We start from the raw sequence: 23,092 nt of genomic DNA, 5'->3' as shown, positions 1-23,092 counted from the left end.
GCGTAACGCCCACTGGCCACTGCGGCAAGCGAATCCGATACAGTTCACCAAGCGCTCCTCCAACCTCCGTCTTTCCGTTCAGCAATCGCTGCATGAGTGAAAAATTCTTCTGAGCCGCGGATTTCGTTTTGTCGCGTGCACTGGTCACATGTTGCTCCCACACCGATGGCAACAGATGGCCGTTGTCGAGGATACGAACGCGAATTTTTGCCTTAGCAGCAAGCCGTGATGAGCCAAATCCGTCCCCTTCCTCGTCTGGATCTTGGTTGGGTTCCACGTCTAGCGATATCATGCCCGCGCGGGCCATGAGGATGAGTGTTCGCATGTTCCAGTCGACGTTGTATTCGTTCCCGCCTGGGAGCCCATCGCGTACTGCATCGATATTGATGAGGTACAAGTCCTCCTCTCCGGCAGGCTCCCGACTCTGGTACATGGCCCTCCAGCGAGTGAAGCCCATCTCCTCAGTGACCAACTTCGGTTGCGACATTTGGGCAGGCAGCACCCAATCGGTATCATCAAATACCAGCAGGCTGACGGCAGCGCGGCCATCACGGCCGCCGCGGCCAACCTCTTGATRGAACCGGTCAAGCGTTTCTGGGATCGTGGCATGGACGATGGTTCGCACATCAGCTTTGTCGATACCGACTCCAAATGCCGACGTGGCAATAATGCCGTCGAGCCTATTCTTCCGCCAGTTGTCGATGATCTCCAATCGCTGCCGCGCGGGTGTGCCACCATCAAAGCAGGCGATCCGTCGGATTCCGGCCTTCGACCTAAGCACCGCATCCCATTCGCGCACATCTTCGCGCTTGGTGACATATAGAATGAATGGCCGTGGCGCATGACGCAACGCTTCTAGCACACGCATATGCTTGTCGGCCCGACATGTGGCACGATAAAACCAGTATTGTGGCTCCGGCCGTAGGTGTACAGCGGCAACCATTTGCACTCGTTCAGCAGGGCCAAAGAGGTGAGCAAGCGTCTCGACCGTCTCTTCGCTAAAGGTGGCGCTCAGCAATAGCGTCCGGAAACTGTGTGGAGCGCTTGCCAACAAGTTATTACGCAAGCCCGCCAGCGCCTGGAATGTCGGGCGGAACTCGTCGCCCCACTGGGTCACCAAATGAGCCTCGTCAATGACCAAGTAACGCAGCATACCCGCGTGAGCTGCGTCGGTGACAGCACCCAATAGCGATGTATTCAATGCCTCTGGCGAAGTGAATAGAATCCGCTGGGTGCCATTGCGGAGGCGCTTGCGGATCTCTGCGCGTCCTTCTTTCGATAAGTCGCCATACCAGGCTAGCGGCCATGGCACATGCATCGGATCGGCTTGCCGAAAATACTTCAGCATGGCGTGCTCCTGGTCGATCGCCAGTGCTACCGTCGGAACTACAAAGACAGTCAGATGACCGGCCTCCTTGTGTACGAGTGCGCCCGCCTGCCCAACTAGGCTTTTGCCTGACCCCGTCGGCAAATTCACGAGGAGGGTCTCCCCCGGGGGAATTAGGAAAGACGCACGAACCGCCTCGCGCTGGCCGGGTGAAGAATAATGAGTAAAACCGGTCGCGTCGGTTATGAAGGGGTCGGCTGGGCATTGACCAGAGGTGCGGACCAGGCGCTCTGAATATGCATCATGAAAGGCGCCGTCGTCCGTGCTGTCTAGCCAGTCTGGCGACCACGGTTGCGCCGTCAACAGATAGGACTTACCATCAGCCGCGGCCAAAGTCTGTACACCGTGGGCAGTCCACGCTTCTGCAGATGGCCATGATGGATTGGCCGGCACACGCAACTTGAATTGGTGCCCTTGTTGTGCGCTTTCACGAAGCAAGCACTGCCGGACCAACGGAAGCAAATCCGCGTGCAACTTCTGATTCGCGCTTGAGCGTCGCGCATCAAGCAAGATTTGAAAAATACGCGTGAAGATCGGGTTGCCGACGTCGTGCTGTGGGAGATCCGCCGCTGGCCAGTCGCTGAACAGAGACTGCAAGTCTGCAAAGAGAAAGCTCATTGGAGGCCACCGGTCGACTGTTCGAGAACGGAGACCGGTTCGCTGCTCAGAAAGACCACACCTGCCACGTCGACCTTGATTATCGGTGTTTGAATACCGGCGTGCAGTGCCGCATTCAGCATCTTCTCCAGGGTCAATTGCGCATGCTCGGCAGCGGCCTCCGCGCCTGCCAACGACTGAATACGGGTAGTCAATTGCGCATATCGTCCCGCGTCCTCCTGGACAGCCTTGTCGATTGCTTCGCGCTGGCTCGCCCTAAGCTCTGGGCGCCTCATCACGAAGTCGAACGCACAGTCGCGCATTCGAAGACAGCGTTGTGACCAGTTGGCGAGCGAATCGGGGGCTGCCTTCTTCAAGGCGCGAAAATGCTCGAAATCAAGATTCTTATCGATATAGCCGGCCCCCCCCTCTTTCGCGTATCGCGGCGCAAGATAGGTCGCGATGTAGTCGGCCGGCAACTCCTCCCCATCCTCGTTAAGCCATACACGGGTCACTATTGGATGAAACAACGCATCCCCACGACGGCGTAAAACTGCGAGGTCAGATCTCGACGCCTCCCCATACTGGGCAAGAATGGCGGCAGCCTCATCAAGTCGCGCTTCAATCAGAAAATCGAAGCGAAAGCACATTTCCAAACGATCCGTTGGAAAGCCTTCATGGATCTGGCGCCACATGGCAAAACTGCGGCCACGGTCGTCGACTTCCGAAAACGACTTAACGGCTTCAACAAACGCATCACCATACCGCAATGGCCTCACGCCACGCCGGACGGCCGTAGTTCGATGTGCCGTGTGCGGATAGGAAAGCGGATGTAAGGATGAACTGCCGGGGGCTTCGTAATCTATGGCACCCAAAAAATCCTCTAGAAAGCCCGACATAGGTATTAATGTCGCCCTTCCACCCTGCTCCGGTGGGCTATATTGAAAGCGCGTGGGCACATCTACAGATGGTAGCTTTGTTTTTTCAGGTATCGGCACAAAAAACAAGGTATCCGTAATCCAATACAGCGTCGATTGCTTGATTGACTTCCAATCGCTATCGAATTCGAGCAGCGACTCGATATCGCTTTCAGACAGTGGCGCCAATTCATCGAGTGCATCTTGCTGATCGATCAATTTCAACTCGGTAGCGACCAGACCCTGCGGACCTTGCAGGCGAGCCACGAGTTCTGTCATTGCCTCAATACCGTGCAGAAAGATATTTTCCTGCAACCGGATGCCTTCCGCATCGACGATGTACTGGAGGCTGGAGATAGATTGCCCGAAGACGTTCCAACCGGAATTGAGCACGTCAAACCAAGCACTTTGCAACGTCGATGTAGCCTCGAGGAGGACGTATGACTGCACAGGCATCCCGGACCCATACCGGTCGACTCGGCCAATTCGCTGTTCGATTTGGTTGGGATGGATCGGCAGATCGAAATGAACAATAGCCTTGCTCCCACCCTGGAGATTGATGCCTTCCTCGGCTTCGCGATCGCAGACAATCACCTTGACACTATCGTCCGAGTTAAAGCGCACCCAGTCGGGATCGCTGCCTTGGTCATCGACCTCCATCGTGGCGTGGCGTACCGCCGAGACATGGTTGCTTCGTAGATGCCAAAAAACAGTGTCTGCCACCTCGGAACTAGAGCAAAAGACAATGGCCTTAGTATTGGCAGAGAATTGCCGCACCTGATCGGAGATCATTGCGCTGCGCTGCGCCAACCAGTCGTCTTCGTCACAATGGGCCAGGAGTTTGACCAGATAGTCATCCTCATCGTCAAAGGTCGCGGTGACAGCATTGGATAGTGCGTGTATTGTCTGCCTCCTTTTATTGCATACCAGCTTGAATTCCATCATATTCTCAAGCAGGGCAGTTATGCATTCCCAGTAGAAGCTGATCAATGGCGCTTGGTCTTTAACATCTTCCGGCCCGCGCAGCGATGCTACGGCGGAGATTCGCCAGGATTCAAGGGTGGCCTCAATGGCACGCGCCGAAGAGTCATGCATCGTCCACGGTTGGGCACCTTTCCGCAGAGGCGTTATTCCACTAATTCGCCGACGCCGATTACGCAAAATACGCCGGTTCAAGCGATAGGTTTCTGAGATGTGCGCGCGCAATTGCCGAATCGCATCTATCAATTCCGGGTCTTCTTCTTCCGGAACGCCTACCAGTAGCGCCTTCAAGGCGAACGTCAATTCCCGGAGACGTAAGTCGTGAGGAATTTTATCGAGCAAATCATCTAGAACGCCATCAAGGAACAAGGATTGCGACGGTTCCAGCATGGCGACGGTCTCTGCAAGGGATTGGCGATGTGCAATCCTTGTACGGAACGAATCGTAGTCACCCAGTGAGTAAACTGCGGGTTCGAGCAAATGCAGCATTCGCAGAAATCCCTCTTCGTTCCGCAAAATGGGTGTCGCTGATAGCAAGAGCACTCGCGGCACAATTCTCGCGGTACGACTTACCAATTCATATAATTGTCGATGTTGATCGCCGGCCCCCGGATCGGCAATACGATGGACCTCGTCGATGATCAGCAATGTGGCCATCTCCACGGCGACTAATGCCCCCTCGCTATCGTCATGAGCCACAACGAAGACTGAAATATCAAGAAAATCGAACAATCCGAATCGACGCGTCAATTCACGGCGCCATTGGGTCACTAGTGTCCGTGGCACGAGGATAGCGATGCGATGATTGACTGGATCGTCGAGTACCGCTTGCCGAACGACGATACCCGCCTCTATCGTCTTTCCCAACCCGACCTCGTCAGCCAACAGATACCGCTGAGATGGGTCAGTCAAGACTCGTCGCACGACGCCAATTTGATGCGCCTCTAGTTCGACTGCCGAAGACAGCAAGGCTGACATGCCATGAGCCAAGCCGCGTTGAGCGATGTACGAACTCAGAAACTGAGTGCGTGCTTCAGCATATTGCGGCGTTTCGGTGATCTGCTGCGCCAGRAACAGCGATGGATCTTCGATCGGCCTTTTCCAACGGACAAACACGTGCTCATAAGTAAGATATACGTCGTGCTTGTGCGAAAAACGGATGAACAGTCCCTCACCATCGTCTTCAATGACGCGCCCTACTCGCCAGCGAATGCTGCCTTCGTCGAAGACATAAACGCGAGTGTTTTTTCCTAAGACTTTGGGCCGTATCTGAGGCGCCTCGACTTCGCGCACCACGCGGCCGCCAATAGTCGGAAAATCAAAGTACTCGATCGTTCGCCGTGGACCATTTACCCCGATGATCTTTGCGATTCCATCGGCCTCATAGCCCTTCACGATGCAATATGGCGACGTCATTTTTTCGAAGTATCCCCAAAAAGTACGATGTACATCCGCAACATTCAACTAGTATATAGTTCGTTACCGATTTTCGACAACGGCAACTGATCTCTCTTCCGCAGGCATGGCAAGGCCAAAAACCCTCTCATTCGCAAACTCGGCTTCATTGAAGAAGGAAAGTCTGCGCAGCACTGCGGCAAGATGATGCTCGAGTCCATTCTGACTCCGCCGGGGTTCAAGCCTGCGGAACCCGAGGCTCTTTTGACGGCCCCATTACGTGAACTTAACGGCAGAAATATCGAGTTCATTAGAGCTGAGAGGCCTGCGCCTCGCCACGAGGCGCTCAGATATGTGGCACGACAAACGGACTAATCCCAAGCGACCGGATGGATCGCCAAATTCATCGCATCAAGACAGAGGCAGCAAAGGCATCCCTGACCACGAGCATCCAAGGATGGCGATAGGGGCTATGAGCTACATCGGAATGTCCGAGTCAAGGGGAACCCCGTGGCAGAGAAGGACTTGGAAGAACGGCAACGGCCCGGTACGCCATACCCGAATTGGGTATTGACATACGCGGGAACTCCCGAGAAGAGACGCAGTTATCTACAAGCTTTTGCACAAGCCACTCATGAATCCGTTGTGTGCTTTACCTCAACGGTATGCCTGCCACAGTGGTTTAGTAGCGATCAATAAGATTGCATATAAAAAGGGTCACAGGCATTTGCTTGTGACCCTTTGATTTTATTGGTGTACGTGTCGTGGGAACGCTGAAATTCGCCGAGACAGCGGATCAAACATCAATATTCCGAGCCACCAAAGCATTACTCTCAATAAAATTCCGCCGCGGCTCAACCTCATCCCCCATAAGGGTGGTGAAGATCTGATCCGCAGCAATAGCATCCTCAATCTGCACCTTAAGCAGTCGCCTTTGAGTAACATCAAGCGTGGTTTCAAAAAGCTGCTCAGGATTCATCTCCCCCAGCCCCTTGTACCGCTGACGCGAAACCCCACGCTCAGCCTCAGACAACAGCCACTGCATGGCCCCGTGAAAATCATTCACGGTCTGGTCACGCATCTTCTCGCCTTCGCCACGGCGTACCTTGGTGCCCTCGGGAATCAGGCCCTGGAACGTCTTGGCGGCCAGCGACAGCGCAGCGTAGTCCGCGCCATGCACGAAGTCCGCGTCCAGGTGAGACAGGCGCACGTTGCCGTGATGGCGGCGGGCGATCATCAGGCGGTGCTTGTCCGTCTTCTCGTCGAACTGGGCGTAGACATCGGCGGTGCCGTCATCGTTCACGGCGGCGCCGAGCAGGGTCTTGGCGTGCATTTCGCTGAGCTTGGCCTTGAGCGCGGTGGCTGAGGCTTCGGCGGCGGCGGCGCTGTCCAGGTCCAGTTCCACGCCGTCGGCAATGGCGCGCAGGGCGTCGGTGTCTACGATGCGGGAGAGGCGGCCGATCACGCCTTCGGCCAGCTGGTACTGGCGGGCGAGTTCGGTGAGGGCGTCACCGGAGACTTCGGTGCCGTCCGGGTTGACCAGCGCGGCTTTTTCCATGGCCAGGCGCAGCAGGTAGGCGTTGAGCTCGGTGTCGTCCTTGATGTAGCGCTCTTCCTTGCCGTGCTTGATCTTGTAGAGCGGCGGCTGGGCGATGTACACGTAGCCGCGCTCGATGATGTCGGGCATCTGGCGGTAGAAGAACGTGAGCAGCAGCGTGCGGATGTGGGAGCCGTCCACGTCCGCGTCGGTCATGATGATGATGCGGTGGTAGCGCAGCTTTTCGAGGTTGTAGTCTTCCTTGCCGATGCCGGTGCCCAGCGCCGTGATGAGCGTGAGCACTTCCTGGCTGGAGAGCATCTTGTCGAAGCGGGCGCGTTCCACGTTGAGGATCTTGCCCTTGAGGGGCAGGATTGCCTGGAACTTGCGGTCGCGGCCTTGCTTGGCGGAGCCGCCTGCGGAGTCACCCTCCACCAGGAAGAGTTCGGACTGGGCGGGGTCTTTTTCCTGGCAGTCGGCGAGCTTGCCGGGCAGGCCCATGCCGTCGAGCACGCCTTTACGGCGGGTCATTTCGCGGGCCTTGCGGGCGGCTTCGCGGGCGCGGGCGGCGTCGACGATCTTGCCGCAGATGATCTTGGCGTCGCCGGGGGTCTCGAGCAGGAAGTCGGAGAGGGCCTTGGCGACGAGTTCTTCCACGGGCAGGCGCACCTCGGACGAGACGAGCTTGTCCTTGGTCTGGGAGCTGAACTTGGGCTCGGGCACCTTGACGGAGAGCACGCAGGCCAGGCCTTCGCGCATGTCGTCGCCGGTGGTTTCTACCTTGGCCTTTTTGGCGATCTCGTTTTCTTCGATGTACTTGTTGATGACGCGGGTCATCGCGGCGCGCAGGCCGGTGAGGTGGGTGCCGCCATCCCGCTGGGGGATGTTGTTGGTGAAGCAGAGCACCTGCTCGTTGTAGCCGTCGTTCCACTGCATGGAGACTTCCACGGCGATCCCGTCTTTCTCGGTGTTGGCGTAGAAGATGGTCGGGTGCAGGACGGTCTTGGCGCGGTTGATGTATTCGACGAAGCCTTTCACGCCGCCGGAGAAGGCGAAGTCTTCTTCCTTGCCGGTGCGCTGGTCGGTCAGGCGGATGTGCACGCCGTTGTTCAGGAACGAGAGCTCGCGGATGCGCTTGGAGAGGATCTCGTAGTGGAACTCGACGTGGGTGAAGATTGCCTCGTCGGCGAGGAAGTGGACTTCGGTGCCGCGCTTGTCGGTGGGGCCGATGACCTTCATCGGCGAGACTTCCACGGGCTGGCCGTCGGGGCCGTTGACGGTTTCCACCACGCGGTTCTGCACCGCGCCTTGCGCGAATTCGAGCAGGTGGGCCTGGCCGTCGCGGCGCACGGTGAGGCGCAGCCACTTGGACAGGGCGTTCACGCAGGACACGCCCACGCCGTGCAGGCCGCCGGAGACCTTGTAGCTGTTCTGGTTGAACTTGCCGCCGGCGTGCAGCTCGGTCATGGCGATTTCGGCCGCGCTGCGCTTGGGTTCGTGCTTGTCGTCGAACTTCACCAGGGGCGGGATGCCGCGGCCGTTGTCGGTGATGGAGATCGAGTTGTCGCTGTGGATGGTGACCTGGATCTCGGTGCACCAGCCGGCCAGCGCTTCGTCGATGGAGTTGTCCAGCACTTCGAATACGAGGTGGTGCAGGCCGGTGCCGTCGGACGTGTCGCCGATGTACATGCCCGGCCGCTTGCGCACCGCCTCCAGGCCTTCCAGGATCTGGATCGAGCCGGCGCCGTAGCTGTTTTCCTGTTGCGGTTGCGGTTGTTGCTGTTCGGTCATGTTCTCTTACTCACGGCGAATGCGGCGTTTCGCGCGGCGCCCGGTCGGGCGCGCTGCGATGGGCCGCATGGCGGGTTACATAAAAACGGCAAAAGGGGCGGATTGCCAGAATCCGGCCCCTGCGTGCTGCGGTGCGTCTTTCGCCTGCCAGGCGAGAGCCGTAGCCTGCCGTTCGATGTTCCGGTGTTACGTATGTTGTTTTCCTTTTACCTTCTACCGGATCATCAGATACGCATCGGCATGACGACATACTTGAAGTTGTCGTCTTCCGGCACGGTAATCAGCGCACTCGAATTGGAGTCGCCGAGGCTGACCTGCACTTGCTCGCTCTTGAGGTTGGCAAGGACGTCGAGCAGGTAGGTCACGTTAAAGCCGATGTCGAGGGCGTCGCCCGAGTAATCGAGCTCGAGCTCTTCCTGCGCCTCTTCCTGGTCGGCGTTGGTGGAGCTGATCTTGAGCACGTGCGTGTCGAGGATGCAGCGCACGCCCTTGAACTTGTCGGTGGTCAGGATGGCGGTGCGTTGCAGCGCCTGCTGCAGCTTCACGCGGTCGATGGCGAAGGCGTTCTTGTAGCCCTTCGGGATCACGCGCTGGAAGTCCGGGAACTTGCCTTCGACCAGCTTGGAGATCAGCTCGATATTGGCGAAGGTGAACTTGACCTGGTTGGCGGCCAGCTGCACCTGCACGGGATCGTCGTTGTCTTCGAGCAGGCGTTGCAGCTCGAGGATGGTCTTGCGCGGGATGATGACTTCCTGGCGCGCGCCTTCGCCGGTGGCGGCGGTGTCCAGCTCCACGCCGCAGTAGGCCAGGCGGTGGCCGTCGGTGGCGACTGCCATGACCTTCTTGYCGTCCACCACCAGCAGCATGCCGTTGAGGTAGTAGCGGATGTCCTGCTGGGCCATGGCGAAGTGGACCATGGCGAGCAGGTGCTTGAAGGTCTTCTGCGGCAGGCTGACCGAGGCGCCGAACTCACTGGCTTCGGCAACCGTGGGGAATTCCTCGGCGGCCAGGGTCTGCAGCGCGAAGCGGCTCTTGCCGGACTGCACGGTCATGCGCTTGTCGTTGAGCGACAGGGCGACTTCGCCGTCGGGCATGGCGCGCAGGATGTCGAGCAGCTTGCGGGCGGCCACGGTGGTGGCCACGCTGTCGCTGCCCACGCCGCATTCGGCGTGCGTGGTGATCTGGATCTCGATGTCGGTCGAGAGGAACGATACGTTGGACCCCGACTTGCGAATCAACAGGTTGGCCAGGATCGGGAGGGTGTGGCGGCGCTCCACGATGCCGCTCACGATTTGCAGCGGACGCAGCAGATTGTCTCGCGAGGTTTTGACCAATTGCATTGAATTTATCCTTCGTCGTTTGTAGTAAGCGACCGCGGGTTGCGCCTCAACTTCCGTTGATTCCAAAACCACTTAGGAATCAAGGAGTTAATTTGACATTGTACCAAGGATAAGCCGCTGCGGTGAAGCGGGAGAAGCGCGACAGGAGGGGAAAATTGCGCAGCATCAAGCACAATTTCCAGGCTTCCACGACCTTGTTCCGGCCGCGCCCTCCGCCCGCTCGTCCCGACTCACCGCAAAGCCTTAGCCCAGGCCGCTTTCGCGTCAATGACAGGCAATGTTCCCGGCGATGCTTGCCGATTGATTCATGCGCCGGACCCAGCCCGGCGCGTACCCTACAGTATGCCAGCCCCGCGTGACGGGGCCTGCAAATCCACGTTTGCGGCACAAAGTGTCGTAAGCGTGGAGAAAATTCTACAAAGAACGCCTGGCTTGCTCCCGCTTTCGCTTGCGGGAAAGCGAGCAAGCCATCTGTCATTGGGCGCGCATCACAGCGTGCCGCGGGTCACCCCTTGAGCGTTTGTTCCAGCACGTGCAGTTCGTGGTTGAGCTGCGCGTCCTTGCTGCGCTCGTCGGCGATCTTGCGCACCGCGTGCAGCACGGTGGTGTGATCGCGCCCGCCGAACAGCTCACCAATTTCCGGCAGGCTCTTCTGCGTGAGTTCCTTGGCCAGGTACATGGCAATCTGGCGGGGCCGCGCGATATTGGCGGGCCGCTTCTTGCTGTACATGTCCGCGACCTTGATGTTGTAGAAGTCGGCACAGGTCTTCTGGATGTTCTCCACGGAGATCTGGCGGTTCTGCACGGTCAGCAGGTCCTTCAGCGCTTCGCGGGTGACATCGATGGTGATGTCCTTGCCGTGGAAGTTCGAGAAGGCCAGGATCTTGCGCAGCGCGCCTTCGAGCTCGCGCACGTTGGAGCGCAGGTGCTTGGCGACGAAGAAGGCCACTTCCTCGGGCACGCTCACGTTTTCCGCCGCGGCTTTCTTCATCAGGATCGCCACGCGCATTTCCAGCTCGGGCGGCTCGATGGCAACCGTGAGGCCGGAGTCGAAGCGCGAGATCAGGCGATCGTCGATGCCGCTGATTTCCTTCGGGTAGGTATCGCTGGTGATGATCACCTGCGCCCGGTTGGCGATCAGTGCTTCGAAGGCGTAGAAGAACTCTTCCTGCGTGCGGTTCTTGCCCGAGAAGAATTGAATATCGTCGATCAGCAGCAGGTCCAGCGAGTGGTAGTAGCGCTTGAACTCGTCGAAGGCCTTGCGCTGGTACGCCTTGACCACGTCGGAGACGTACTGCTCGGCGTGGATGTAGCGGATACGCGCGCGCGGGTTCTCCAGCAACATGAAGTTGCCGATGGCGTGGATCAAGTGGGTCTTGCCCAGGCCCACGCCGCCGTACAGGTAGAGCGGGTTGTAGGACTTGCCCGGATTGTTGGCCACCTGGATGGCGGCGGCGCGCGCGAGCTGGTTGGCCTTGCCGGTGACGAAGTTGTCGAACGTCAGGATGGGGTTCAGGCGCGAGCGCTCGTGCACCGTGTCGTTCTGCTGGTGGCCGCCCTGCGCGTTGGCAGGATGGCCGCCCGGATGCCCGCCTTGATGGCTGCCCTGGTGCCCGACCTGGTGGCCCTGGCCGCCCTGCATGGGCTGCTGGGGCTGCTGCACGCGGTAGGAGCGGGCACTGGCTTCGGCCGGGTCGAGCTGCGGCACGTCGATATCGACCAGTTCACCGCCCATGCCACCCATGCCGCCCATGCCGCCCATGCCGCCCATATTGGCGCCCTGGCCGGGATGGGCCTGCTGGCCGCCGGGGTAGTTGCCGGGGTAGGGCGCCTGCGCGCCGCGCTGGCCGCCCTGGCCAGCGTTGCCCTGGTTGCCATAGCCGGGCGCGCCCTGGCCCGGCTGCATGCCGGGCTGGCCGAAATTCTGCGACAGCGGCTGGCCGGTCGGGTAGCCGGGGCCAGGCTGCTGCGGCTGCATGCCGGGCTGGCCGGCCTGGCCGCCTTGCGGGTAGCCGGCAGCGGCCCGGCCCGAGGCGGCGGGGTCCAGGACGAAGTGAACGCTGACGTTGGCTTCCCAGTACTCGCAGGCGAGCGCGGTGATGCGGCCGGAGAACTGGCTCTTCACCCAGTCGAGCTTGAAGCGGTTGGGCGCAGCGATGCGCAGCGCGTGCGCTTCCTCGTCGAAGGCGACTGGCGCCAGCGGCTTGATCCAGGTCTTGAACTGTTGCGGCGTCAGCTCGCGCTCGAGTTGCGCTGCTGCCGCCTGCCAGAAATCTTGCATTGTTTTGTTGTTCGGTTTTCGCCACGGGTGCGCGGACAGTCCGGCCCAATGGACTGCAGGCAGGGGTCGGTGGTGCATCCCTGCCGGCAATCCGTCATTCTCAAGCCAGGTAAAGCGACCGCAGTCGAGATCAGTCGCGGTCCGCAATTGACCCCGCCGCCCGGGCTCCCCATGGTGATCGACGCGATAAGCGGGAGCCGCTGACGGACAGGTTGGCGAAATGAGACGAAGCCGCCGCTGCCCGCTGCGCGTCCGTTATCCGGCATGCCAGGGGTGAGTCCCGGGTTGCGCTTGCGCCACGCAGCCCGTGTGGTGTTTGGACCCGGATTGTACCCCCCGCCCCGAGTTATCCACAAAGGATAAGTCTGTGGATAAGTTGTGAAGAAGCAGTGAATTGTTGTGCACAACCCCTTGTTTGGCGCGGGTTTCCGGGTAGGTAAAACGCCCGAAAAGCCAATCCAAACAGAGACTTCGCTCTCCCTCTGACCATCCCGGAGGCACCCCCGGAACAAAAAAACTTACCCACCGGCGATTGTGGACAATGAAATACAACAGCCTGTTGCGCATTTTTCAGGCAAGGGTGCCGCGCACGTCTCTCGGCCATCTGCAGCCTTGACACATCGCGCGAAAATCAGTTAAATGGCGGGTTCTGCGATGCGGCAGGGGATCACGTATGCGCATCGCCGGGTCTGACCTGTTCCGTGCAAGACCGGTTTCGTTTCACGCGGCTTTGGCTGGCTGAAACGGTCCTGGAAATGGCTGGATTGGCCGGAACAGGCAGCGGGCCAAGCAGGCCGACGGGGTCGGGACGGATGGGTGAATCATGATCCGGTCCGGCTGGATTCCCTCCCGAACCTGCGTCGCGCACGCCGACATTGTCGGTACGCGAGATACACGGCCGGCGGCAAGACAATCACCGCAGTCGGCAAGACCGCATCCGCGGCAGCCCAAGCGAACCATACGCGGCGGCCACGGGGCCCCGGCTCACGCCGGAGGCCGGGCGAGCCAAGATCAACCAGAGAGTGCAACATGAAACGTACATACCAACCTTCCGTTACCCGCCGCAAGCGTACCCATGGTTTCCGCGTGCGCATGAAGACCCGTGGCGGCCGTTCCGTCATCAACGCTCGTCGCGCCAAGGGCCGCAAGCGCCTGGCAGTCTAAGGGCCTGGCGACCGGCCATGATGGCGCCGCGTGCGCTGTCGTGGCCAAACGCCTCGCCTTTCGGATGGCCGGGAGCCCGCAGCCAGGTGCAGCTTTACCGCTAGCTTTGCCCAGCGTGACTACCTATGCCTACCCCAAAGCCGCGAGGCTCACAAAGACGGATGAGTTTTCATCCGTTTTTGCTTTGCGCCCGCGCCGCCGCAGCCAGCACTTCGTGCTGTATGTGGGCGAGAACAACCTGCCGCAGGCCCGCCTTGGCGTGGTCGTGGGCAAGAAGTTCGCGGCGCGCGCCGCCGAACGCAACCTGGTGAAGCGCATGGTGCGGGAACTGTTCCGCCAGCGGCAGGACCAACTCGCGGGCCGCGATGTATTGCTGCGCCTGCAGGCCAAGTTTCCGCGTGCGGAATTTGCCAGCCGCAGCGCGGTGCGCCGGGTGTGCCTGGCGGAGCTGACCAGCCTGTTCGAAGTCGCGGTGCGTCCGCTTGCACCGCGTCCAGCCGCGCCTTCCGGCGTATCGCCGCCGAAGTCCGCGCCCTCCGGCACGCCAGCCTGACCCGCCCGCCGCCATGAAGCGAATCCTGCTAGCCCTGCTGCGCATCTACAAGATCGCCCTGAGCCCGTTTTTCGGCTCGCAGTGCCGCTTCCTGCCTACCTGTTCCGACTACGCCCGCGAAGCGATCGTGCGCCACGGCGCAGGCCGCGGCAGCTGGCTGGCCGCCTGCCGGCTATGCCGTTGCCATCCGTTCACGGATGGCGGGTATGATCCGGTGCCGCCGGTATCGGCGACATCAACACAGCAAGACCGGGCACCCGCCGCGTCTGGCCAGCCGCCAGTCACGATCCGGCTACCCCGCCCCTGATTTCCCCCGACCACAGCGAGACATGGATATCAAACGCACCATACTCTGGGTCATCTTCTCGATGGCCCTCGTGCTGCTCTACGACAACTGGCAGCGCGCCAACGGTCATCAGTCGATGTTCTTCCCGAGCGCGACCCAGCAGGCCGCGCCGGCAGGCGCCGGCGGCGCTTCGGCCGCGCAGGGCGACGTGCCCAAGGCCAATGCAGGCGCCGGCGCCACCGCTGGCGCCCCGGCTGCCGCACCCGCTGCCGCCGTGCAGCCGGCTGGCGAGAAGATCGTGGTGAGCACCGACGTGATGCGTGCCGAGATCGACACCGCCGGCGGCATCCTCTCGCGACTGGAGCTGCTGAACCAGCACGAGAAGGACGGCAAGCCCGTGGTGCTGTTCGAGCGCGACGCGACCCGCACCTATATGGCCCGCTCGGGCCTGATCGGCGGCGACATGCCCAACCACACCACGGTGTTTGCCGCCTCGGCCGGTCCGCGCGACCTGGCTGGCACGGACAAGGTGGAAGTGACCCTGACGGCTGAGAAGGATGGCGTCAAGCTGGCCAAGACGTACATCTTCCACAAGGGCAGCTATGTGGTGGACACGCGCTTCGCGGTGACCAACGACAGCGGCAAGCCGGTCTCGCCGACGCTGTACCTGGAACTGACGCGTGACGGCAGCAAGGTCGAGCAGTCGCAGTTCTACAGCACCTTCACCGGCCCGGCCATCTACACCGACGCCGACAAGTACCACAAGATCACCTTCGACGACATCGGCAAGGGCAAGGCCAGCGTACCGGCCGCCACCACCAGCGGCTGGGTGGCGATGGTGCAGCATTACTTTGCCTCGGCCTGGATCCCGCAGTCGGGCAAGGAGCACAGCTTCTACGTCGAGAAGATCGACAACAACCTGTTCCGCGTGGGCGTGCAGCAGCCGCTGGGCCAGGTCGCCCCGGGTGCCACCGTGACCACCGATGCGCGCCTGTTCGCCGGCCCGCAGGAAGAGCGCATGCTCGAGAAGATCACCCCGGGGCTGGAGCTGGTGAAGGACTATGGCTGGCTGACCATCCTGGCCAAGCCGATCTTCTGGCTGCTGGAGAAGATCCACGGCTTCCTGGGCAACTGGGGCTGGTCGATCATTGCGCTGACCGTGCTGATCAAGCTGGTGTTCTTCCCGCTGTCGGCGGCAAGCTACAAGTCCATGGGCAAGATGAAGGACCTGCAGCCCCGCATGACCGCGATGCGCGAGCGCCACAAGGGCGATCCGCAGAAGATGAACCAGGAGATGATGGCGCTGTACCGCACCGAGAAGGTCAACCCGCTGGGCGGCTGCCTGCCCATCGTGATCCAGATCCCGGTGTTCATCGCGCTGTACTGGGTGCTGCTGTCGTCGGTGGAAATGCGCGGCGCGCCGTGGACGGGCTGGATCCATGACCTGTCGGTGCCGGATCCGTTCTACATCCTGCCGGTGCTGATGGCCGTGTCGATGTTCGTGCAGACCAAGCTGAACCCGACCCCGCCGGACCCCGTGCAGGCCAAGGTCATGATGATCATGCCGCTGGTGTTCTCGTTCATGTTCTTCTTCTTCCCGGCCGGCCTGGTGATGTACTGGGTGACCAACAACGTCCTGTCGATCGCCCAGCAATGGCAGATCAACCGGATGCTCGGCAAGAGCAAGGCCACGGCGGCAGCCAAGGCCTGAACCTGAGATGTGACTCCGGCCGGCGGGTGCAAACCCGCCGGCGGCAAAAAAAAGCCCGGCGCATGCGCCGGGCTTTTTGTTTGGCTTGCTTCGCCGTTTAGCGTTTAGAGCTTGCCGACATCCGCCCTCTCCGCACAAGCGGGAGAGAGGGGAAGAAATCCGTCAGGCCATCTACACCTGACGACGACTCCGCCTACTGTGCCTCGTGGCACACGGCCTCGATGTTGTGCCCGTCCGGATCGAGCACGAAGGCGCCGTAGTAGTTCGGGTGGTAGTGCGGCCGCAGGCCCGGTGCGCCGTTGTCGCGCCCGCCCGCGGCCAGCGCGGCCTGGTAGTAGGCGTCCACCTGCGCGCGCGTCTGCACGCGGAAGGCCAGGTGCAGCGGCGGCTGGTTGGGCGTGCCGCCGTGGATCCAGAACTCCGGCTTCTCCGGCGGCCCGAAACCCGCAACGTCGGCATGGCCGGTCACGCTGGCCGGCAGCTCCATCACCTTGACCATGCCGATGGGCGCGAGCGCTGCGGTGTAGTAAGCGCGGCTCCTGGCGAAATCGCTGACCCCGACTCCGGTGTGATCGATCATCTTCTGGCTTCTCCTTGGGAAAACATCGCTCAGGCCAGGTCGAGCACGCTCATCGTCGCGTTGAAGCGGCTCACCAGCACTGCCTCGCCGTGCACGCTGGCGAACACATCGGCTTCCACCACGATGATGGTGCGGCCGGACTTGAGCACGTCGGCGCGGCAGGTGAGGCGTTCGCTGCGGGCGGCCCTGAGCAGGTTGATCTTGAACTCGGCGGTGACCACGTGGCGCCCGGTATCGAGCATGGTGGTGGCGGCCGCGCCGGCGGTATGGTCGGCAATGGTGGCCTGCACGCCGGCATGCACAATGCCGCCGTGCTGCAGGTGGCGCGGCGTGACCAGCAGCTCGCTCTCGCACCAGCCGGGCCCGCAATCGACCAGGCGGATGCCCACGTCCGTGACAAAGGCCGCGTCACGGAAGCCGGCCTCGATGGTGTCCCGCAGCAAACGCCGTTCTTGTTCGGTGGACATGCTTGTCTCCTCGCGCGGGAGCGCTCGGGTACGGCTTGTGGAAGAGGTGGCGCCAGCGAAGATATCTACGCTCGTCGCCATGCGTGCTCATTGCAGCGCGAAGCGGCCGCCCTGTCAATGGAGTGCGCCGGCGGTCACCGGGCGCAGTTTGTGCGGCGCAACCGGCACAATCGCCTACACTGGGTCATACCGTCCCCGCTCGCGGGATCTCACCCACAGAGATGCAAAGCGGACACATCATGCGCGCCGCCAACGCTCCCGGCTCTATCCATCCCGGCATGCGCGCCGTGGATGCCTTTGTCTCGCTGGCCGATGCAGGGCTGGTGGCCATTGCCGACCAGCTCGCCGCGCTGACCCGGCGCGACCATCCCGATGACGTGCATGCGCTGCGCGTGGCGACGCGGCACCTGCGCGCGGTCTGCTGGGTGTTCGGGCCGGCCTTGCCCAAGGCCATCCGCGCCCGCTGGCAGGCGGGCCTGCGCCAGCTGGCACGGGCCGCCACCGATGTGCGCGACTGGGACGTGTTTATCAGCGAGACCCTGCAACCGGCGCTACAAGCGCAACCGGACGATCCGGTGCTGGCCGCGCTGTGCGACACCGCCTCGATGCGCCGGCACTATGCGCGCGCGACCATGGTGGCGCAGCTGGCCGAATACCAGCACTGGCCGCTGCCCGTGCTGCATCGCGATCTCACCCACCTGACGCGAGGCGGCACGCGCGGCGGGGGCGCCAGGGCGGGGGCGCGCCTGGACGCGTTCGCGCGCCGCCGCGTACGCCGCGCGCGCATGCGGGTGAAGGTGCTGGCGCGCGCCGCGCGGAGCGAGGATCTCGAGCGCGTGCACCGCTATCGCATCGGCAGCAAGCGGCTGCGCTATGCCATCGAGGCGCTGGCGCCGGTGCTGTCCGGGCGCTATGCCACGCGACTGCGCCACAAGCTGGTCAAGCGGCAGAGCCGGCTCGGCAAGCTGCTCGACGGCGCCGTGGCGCGCCGCCTGATGACCGAGTGCCTGAACATGCCGGGACCGGGCGCGCCGGATGCGCCCCCGCCGCCACCCGCGCCGGACCGATCTGCGACAATATCGCCATGACTGCCTCCCAGCCTCGCTCCAGYGCCGCCGGCGCCACCCCCATCGCCGCCATCGCTACCGCGCCCGGGCGCGGCGGCATCGGCGTGGTGCGCGTGTCCGGCCCCGATGTCAGCGCCATCGCGCATGCCGTGTGCGGCCAGGCGCTCAAGCCCCGCCACGCCACCTACCTGCCGTTTCTCGATGCGCACGGCAAGGCCATCGACCACGGCCTCGCGCTGTACTTCCCCGCGCCGCATTCGTACACCGGCGAGGAAGTGCTGGAACTGCAGGGCCACGGCGGCCCGGTGGTGATGCAGATGCTGCTGGCGCGCTGCCTGCACGCGGGCCGCGAGATCGGCCTGCGCCTGGCCGAGCCCGGCGAGTTCACGCGCCGCGCATTTCTCAACGACAAGCTCGACCTGGCCCAGGCCGAAGCCGTGGCCGACCTGATCGAAGCCAGCACCGAAGCGGCCGCGCGCTCGGCGGCGCGCTCCATGGAAGGCGTGTTCTCGCAGGCCATCCATGCGCTGGTGGAGCAGGTGATCCACCTGCGCATGCTGGTCGAAGCCACGCTCGACTTCCCCGAGGAAGAGATCGATTTCCTCGAAGCCTCCAACGCGCGCGGCCAGCTCGCCGCCATCCGCGATGCGCTGTGCGGCGTGCTGGCGCAGGCCCGGCAAGGCTCGCTGCTGCGCGAGGGCCTGTCGGTGGTGCTGGCGGGGCAGCCCAATGTGGGCAAGTCGTCGCTGCTCAACGCGCTGGCCGGCGCGGAACTGGCCATCGTCACGCCGATCCCCGGCACCACGCGCGACCGCGTGCGCGAGACCATCCAGATCGAGGGCATTCCGCTGCATATCGTCGACACCGCCGGGCTGCGCGAAGACGCCAGCGACGAAGTCGAGCGCATCGGCATCGAGCGCACCTGGGAAGCCGTGCGCCGCGCCGACCTCGTGCTGCACCTGGTGGACGCCGCCGACTATGTCGAGCACGGCCTGTCCGAGATCGACGACGCCATCGACGACCGCCTCTCCGGCCACCTGCCGCCCGGCTCGCCGATCCTGCGCGTGGTCAACAAGATCGACCTCGCCCCCGCGGTGGGCGAGCAGCATTTCGGCGCCAACCGCCCGCACGTGGTGGCCGCCAACGGCCCCAACCCGGCCGAAGTGTGGATCTCCGCGCGCACCGGCGCCGGCATCGAGCTGCTGCGCCGCCAGCTGCTGCGCCTGGTGGGCTGGCAGTCCGGCAACGAAGGCACCTTCCTTGCGCGCGAACGGCATCTCACCGCGCTGCGCAACGCGCAGTCCCACCTCGACCTGGCCGCCGAACGCGCCGACCAGCAGGCGCAGGCGCTCGACCTGTTCGCCGAGGAACTGCGCCTGGCGCAGGACCACCTCAACAGCATCACCGGCGAGTTCACCAGCGACGATCTGCTGGGCACGATCTTCACGCGGTTCTGCATCGGCAAGTAGGCCGCGCGCGGGCGGCGCGGCCCCCGCATCCTCCTATACTGGAACAGCCTCCGCGCGCAGCGTTACGCGCCGGTGCTGGTGTACGCGCGGATTCACATCGGCCCGGACCCAGGCAAGGAGAACGTCATGATGAATGCGCAAGGACAACTCGTCGGCACGCTGAACCACCTGATCGAGGTCGGCAAGGACGGCGAAATGAGCTGCATGACCGGCGCCCGCGAAGTRCATAACCCCGAGATACGCGCCATCCTGACCGGCACCGCGGAAACCTGCCGCGCCTCGGTGATGGAACTGCAGGCGCTGGTGACTTCGATGGGTGCGGAGCCGCGCGACCGCGGCAGCATGGGTGGCACGCTGCACCGCGGCTGGATGGAAGTGATGCACGTGATCGCGCCGCACAACGACGATGCCGTGCTGCAACTGTGCGAACGCGACGAGGAAGCCGCCAGGCGTGAATATCAGTCGGCCCTGACCCAGGACATGCCGGCCGACGTGCGCGCGGTGGTACAGCGCCAGTACGAAGGCATGCAGTGGCACCACGACCGCATCCACGCGATGCGCGGCATGCAGGTGCACTGACCGGCGGCTGGACACGATTGCATGGCGGGCATCGGTGACGATGGCCGCCATGGTTCACCACACGAACGGCACCAGCCGGTACCGGACCCGGGCCGCGTAAGCCGCGTAGCCGTCCAGGCCGCGCAGCAGCTCGCGGTCTTCCATTGCCGTGCGAAAGACGATGCCGCCGGCGAGCAGCAGCGCGCCCGCCACGCCCCACCACGAACCCAGCAGCAGGGCATTGGCCGGCAGGAAAACCAGCACGGCCGCGTAGAGCGGATGGCGCACCACGGCATAGGGACCGCTCGAGACCACGCGATGCCCGCGCTCGTGCTGGATCCGCACTACCGGCGCGAGGAAGGTGTTCTCGCGGAACACGCGGTCGATGGCGACCAGCGAGAGCGCCAGCAGCACGGCGCCCAGGCCATGCAGCCACAACGGCATGGCCGACCAGCGAAAGCGCGCCGCGTCCAGCCCCATCAGCACCAGCCAGCCGCACCACGCCACGATCAGCACCAGCATGAAGATGCGGTCCCACAGCGGCTGCCCGCGCTGCAGCGGCGGCTTCATGCGCTCGGCCAGCAGCGCCGGGTCATGGCGGGCCAGCCGCCATGTCACCCAGATGCCCCCGCCGAAGAACAGCGCCAGGTACGCCCACGCGGCAGGCCACGCCAGCGTGCCCGCCGCGCCGAACAGCAGCGCGGCGAACACCAGCGCCTCGGCCACGAATGCAAATCCGACCTTGAATCCCATGGTGGATGCTCCCGGGCCGCGCGGCAGATCGCGCCGCCCGTATCCGCCACGTTAGCACCGAACGCGCGGTGATGTTGCCGGCCGCCGCGGGCAATCGCCGCCGTTCAGGCGGGCTGGAGGAACACGCGAACACCATTGCGGCACGCCTGGCCGTAAGTCCTCGCACATCATCGCACTTCGTCGCACGTCGTCGCACATATCCGCGCAGTCACATGGACGCGGCCGGCACCCTTGGTATGCCGGCGCACAGAAGCGCATCGGAGCGGCGCGCTAGATTCAGGACGCAGGCGGGCACGGAGCGGCGATGAACAAAGACGGTAACCACGTTTGCACCCTCGACGGCGTGCGCGGCCTGGCGGTGCTGCTTGTCATGCTGTATCACTTCGCGCATGTCGGTGTGGTGTCCGACCTCGCGGTGGACCGGATCTTCTACCGCTTGTCGATGACGGGCTGGATCGGCGTGGACATCTTCTTCGCGCTGTCGGGTTTCCTGATCACCGGCATCCTGCTGCGCAGCAAGGGCTCGCCCGGCTACCTGCGCTCTTTCTACGGGCGCCGGGTACTGCGCATCTTTCCGCTGTACTACGCCTACCTGGCACTGCTGTTCCTGGTGCTGTTCCCGCTGATCTCGCACCGCATGGGCGACGCCGAGCAGGCCAAGCTCGAAGCGGTGCGGGCGAGCTGGCCGTGGTTCGTGCTGTACCTGTCCAATCTCAAGCAGGCGCTGGCGGGCACCTTCTTCGGCGCGGGGGCGGGGCATCTGTGGTCGCTTGCCATCGAGGAGCAGTTCTACGCGGCGTGGCCGCTGGTGGTGCTGTTGCTGCCACTGGCCGCCATGCGCCGGCTCTGCCTCGTGCTGCTGGCGGTCGCGCTCGCGTTGCGCATCAGCATGGCGGCGCAGGGCGTCAGCGCGGACACCATCTGGGTATTCACGCCGGCCCGGCTCGATGGCCTGGTGGCCGGCGCCTTGCTGGCCATGGCGGTGCGGCGCGGGCTGGTGTTCAAGCCCTGGCTGGTGAAGGCGGCGCCGCTCGCGCTGGTGGCGCTGGTATGCGCGCTGGCGGCAACGGGTGCGCGCGTGGAGTCAAGCCCGTGGATCTACACCGTGGGCCTTTCCGTGGTGGCGCTGGTGGCGGCGGGCCTGGTCTACACGGCCTGCGGCGCGCGCGGGCATCCGGTGTTCAGCCAGCGCTGGCTGGTGTTCCTGGGCAAGTACAGCTACGCGCTCTATGTGTTCCACCCCATCGTGCGCGTGGTGGCGGCCAAAGCCTTCGGCGAGCCGCGCCTGCTGTTCGGCAGCCAGATCCCGTGGCAGCTGGCGTTCTCCGCGGTGTGCGTGGCCGCCTCGGTCGCGGCGGCGCTGCTGAGCTGGCACTTGCTCGAAAAGCACTTCCTCAGGCGCAAGGATGTGCTGTTCCCGGTGCGCATGCCCGCGCCCGCGCCGCCCCCGCCGGCGGAGGTAGTGGCGCGCGATGCATACGGCGGCGCCGAGCCTGCCGCGGGCCGTCCCACGCTCTAGGCCACGCGGACGCCCCCGCCATATCGGCCCCGGCGCCGAGATGAAGCCGAGATGAAGCCGATTGCGAAGCGCGGCAAGGGCTACAATAGGCCGTTTTAGCGAACGAGCCACTGCCATGTCCGATCATCCGCGTTACACCCTCAATCGCTCGCTCGTCATCCTGGTGCCCCAGCAGCCGTTCTTCGACTGGATCATGGCCGTGGACACCGACCCCGTACCCTCCCTCACGCTCGAGAATGTGCGCGAGGACCAGAGTGCCTTCCTGGCGCCGGACGAAATCTCCAGCGCCCCGCAAGCCGTGCAGTGGGTGGAGGAGCGCTGGCGCGCCTTCTTCGAGTTCATGCTGGGGGAGTGGTTCGAGGAATCCGTCTGGCCCCAGAACCTGACGCTCGAGCAGTTCCGCGAGTGGTTCACGGTGCAGCACCACTCCACCGTGTTCGACATGGCGACCGACTTCGGCATCGAGCACGAGGACTGGGAAGCCGAAGAGGAAGACGACGGCGAATCCGGGCTGCGGCGGCTGCACTGAGCCCGGCGCGGCACGGCCCCCGTCACCCCGGACGCGCGCGGTGGCGCACCGCCGGCACCGTCCCGGCAAGCGCCGCGCCTGTGGACAAGTCTGTGGAGAAGATTGAACAACTCTGTGGGCAAAGCTGTGGGTAAGGTTGTGGGCAAGGCTGTGGGAAACCCGCCTTGCAGTGCCGCCGACGCCTCCCCGCCCACCGCACGACTTCGCGCC

General features: G+C 63.2%; 17 protein-coding genes. 9 read left to right on the top strand and 8 right to left on the bottom strand.

Translation table 11 applies throughout. The features are described from left to right. The 5 genes from dpdF to dnaA form a co-directional block, all read right to left on the bottom strand. Positions 1 to 2,005 (bottom strand): protein DpdF (dpdF, locus tag AC1DO7_RS24395; protein WP_477116659.1); only part of this gene is annotated, 2,005 nt, incomplete at its 3' end. Next, positions 2,002 to 5,277, bottom strand: coding sequence for a protein DpdE (gene dpdE / locus AC1DO7_RS24390; RefSeq protein ID WP_477116658.1), 3,276 nt, complete (start codon positions 5,275 to 5,277; stop codon positions 2,002 to 2,004). The genes dpdE and dpdF, both read right to left, overlap by 4 nt. A gap of 796 nt (positions 5,278 to 6,073) precedes the next feature. Beyond that, a complete protein-coding gene (gyrB, locus tag AC1DO7_RS24385) occupies positions 6,074 to 8,605 on the bottom strand; it encodes a DNA topoisomerase (ATP-hydrolyzing) subunit B (protein WP_441612777.1) in 2,532 nt (843 codons plus the stop codon). A gap of 224 nt (positions 8,606 to 8,829) precedes the next feature. Further along, positions 8,830 to 9,945, bottom strand: coding sequence for a DNA polymerase III subunit beta (gene dnaN / locus AC1DO7_RS24380; RefSeq protein WP_477116657.1), 1,116 nt, complete (start codon positions 9,943 to 9,945; stop codon positions 8,830 to 8,832). 505 nt (positions 9,946 to 10,450) lie between these two features. After that, the gene (gene dnaA / locus AC1DO7_RS24375) at positions 10,451 to 12,226 is read right to left on the bottom strand and encodes a chromosomal replication initiator protein DnaA (protein WP_441649876.1); all 1,776 of its coding nucleotides are present in this window, start codon (positions 12,224 to 12,226) and stop codon (positions 10,451 to 10,453) included. A 1,029-nt stretch (positions 12,227 to 13,255) separates the two neighbouring features. On the opposite strand from dnaA, the gene rpmH reads away from it, so the two are divergent. The 4 genes from rpmH (at position 13,256) to yidC (ending at position 15,940) form a co-directional block, all read left to right on the top strand. Beyond that, complete coding sequence (gene rpmH / locus AC1DO7_RS24370) at positions 13,256 to 13,390, top strand: 50S ribosomal protein L34 (protein ID WP_017229861.1); 135 nt, start codon at positions 13,256 to 13,258, stop codon at positions 13,388 to 13,390. A 115-nt stretch (positions 13,391 to 13,505) separates the two neighbouring features. Further along, entirely contained in the window at positions 13,506 to 13,943 is a 438-nt protein-coding gene (rnpA, locus tag AC1DO7_RS24365) for a ribonuclease P protein component (protein ID WP_441613044.1), read from the top strand. A 13-nt stretch (positions 13,944 to 13,956) separates the two neighbouring features. Next, positions 13,957 to 14,250 (top strand): membrane protein insertion efficiency factor YidD, encoded by a 294-nt coding sequence (yidD, locus tag AC1DO7_RS24360; RefSeq protein WP_441612781.1) that lies wholly within the window; start codon positions 13,957 to 13,959, stop codon positions 14,248 to 14,250. A 22-nt stretch (positions 14,251 to 14,272) separates the two neighbouring features. Continuing rightward, on the top strand, positions 14,273 to 15,940 hold the full coding sequence (gene yidC, locus AC1DO7_RS24355) for a membrane protein insertase YidC (RefSeq protein ID WP_441612782.1): 1,668 nt from the start codon (positions 14,273 to 14,275) through the stop codon (positions 15,938 to 15,940). A gap of 193 nt (positions 15,941 to 16,133) precedes the next feature. Here yidC and AC1DO7_RS24350 read toward each other — a convergent pair whose 3' ends face one another. Both AC1DO7_RS24350 and AC1DO7_RS24345 read right to left on the bottom strand, forming a co-directional pair. Beyond that, positions 16,134 to 16,520 (bottom strand): VOC family protein, encoded by a 387-nt coding sequence (locus AC1DO7_RS24350; protein ID WP_441649878.1) that lies wholly within the window; start codon positions 16,518 to 16,520, stop codon positions 16,134 to 16,136. Positions 16,521 to 16,549: 29 nt separating this feature from the next. Next, a complete protein-coding gene (locus tag AC1DO7_RS24345; RefSeq protein WP_441612784.1) occupies positions 16,550 to 16,987 on the bottom strand; it encodes a PaaI family thioesterase in 438 nt (145 codons plus the stop codon). A 239-nt stretch (positions 16,988 to 17,226) separates the two neighbouring features. On the opposite strand from AC1DO7_RS24345, the gene AC1DO7_RS24340 reads away from it, so the two are divergent. The 3 genes from AC1DO7_RS24340 (at position 17,227) to AC1DO7_RS24330 (ending at position 20,102) form a co-directional block, all read left to right on the top strand. Further along, on the top strand, positions 17,227 to 18,075 hold the full coding sequence (locus AC1DO7_RS24340; protein ID WP_441612785.1) for a CHAD domain-containing protein: 849 nt from the start codon (positions 17,227 to 17,229) through the stop codon (positions 18,073 to 18,075). Beyond that, on the top strand, positions 18,072 to 19,523 hold the full coding sequence (mnmE, locus tag AC1DO7_RS24335) for a tRNA uridine-5-carboxymethylaminomethyl(34) synthesis GTPase MnmE (RefSeq protein ID WP_441649879.1): 1,452 nt from the start codon (positions 18,072 to 18,074) through the stop codon (positions 19,521 to 19,523). The genes AC1DO7_RS24340 and mnmE overlap by 4 nt, the downstream gene beginning before the upstream one ends. Positions 19,524 to 19,649: 126 nt before the next feature. After that, positions 19,650 to 20,102 carry a PA2169 family four-helix-bundle protein gene (locus AC1DO7_RS24330; RefSeq protein ID WP_441612787.1) on the top strand — a complete coding sequence of 151 codons (453 nt, stop codon included), beginning with the start codon at positions 19,650 to 19,652 and terminating at the stop codon, positions 20,100 to 20,102. A 54-nt stretch (positions 20,103 to 20,156) separates the two neighbouring features. On the opposite strand, the gene AC1DO7_RS24325 is transcribed toward AC1DO7_RS24330, so the two are convergent. Then, positions 20,157 to 20,834: a methyltransferase family protein gene (locus AC1DO7_RS24325; protein WP_441649880.1), complete on the bottom strand. Its 678-nt coding sequence runs from the start codon at positions 20,832 to 20,834 to the stop codon at positions 20,157 to 20,159. Positions 20,835 to 21,138: 304 nt separating this feature from the next. On the opposite strand from AC1DO7_RS24325, the gene AC1DO7_RS24320 reads away from it, so the two are divergent. Then, positions 21,139 to 22,353, top strand: a complete 1,215-nt coding sequence (locus AC1DO7_RS24320) for an acyltransferase family protein (RefSeq protein WP_441649881.1) — start codon at positions 21,139 to 21,141, stop codon at positions 22,351 to 22,353. Positions 22,354 to 22,468: 115 nt separating this feature from the next. Further along, on the top strand, positions 22,469 to 22,882 hold the full coding sequence (locus AC1DO7_RS24315) for a hypothetical protein (protein WP_441649882.1): 414 nt from the start codon (positions 22,469 to 22,471) through the stop codon (positions 22,880 to 22,882). The last annotated feature ends 210 nt before the right edge of the window (positions 22,883 to 23,092 follow it).

The sequence above is a fragment of the Cupriavidus sp. 05N40 genome, from assembly GCF_056397305.1.
Note: the sequence above shows the minus strand (reverse complement) of the source record. Positions and strands in the feature narration are given on the sequence as shown.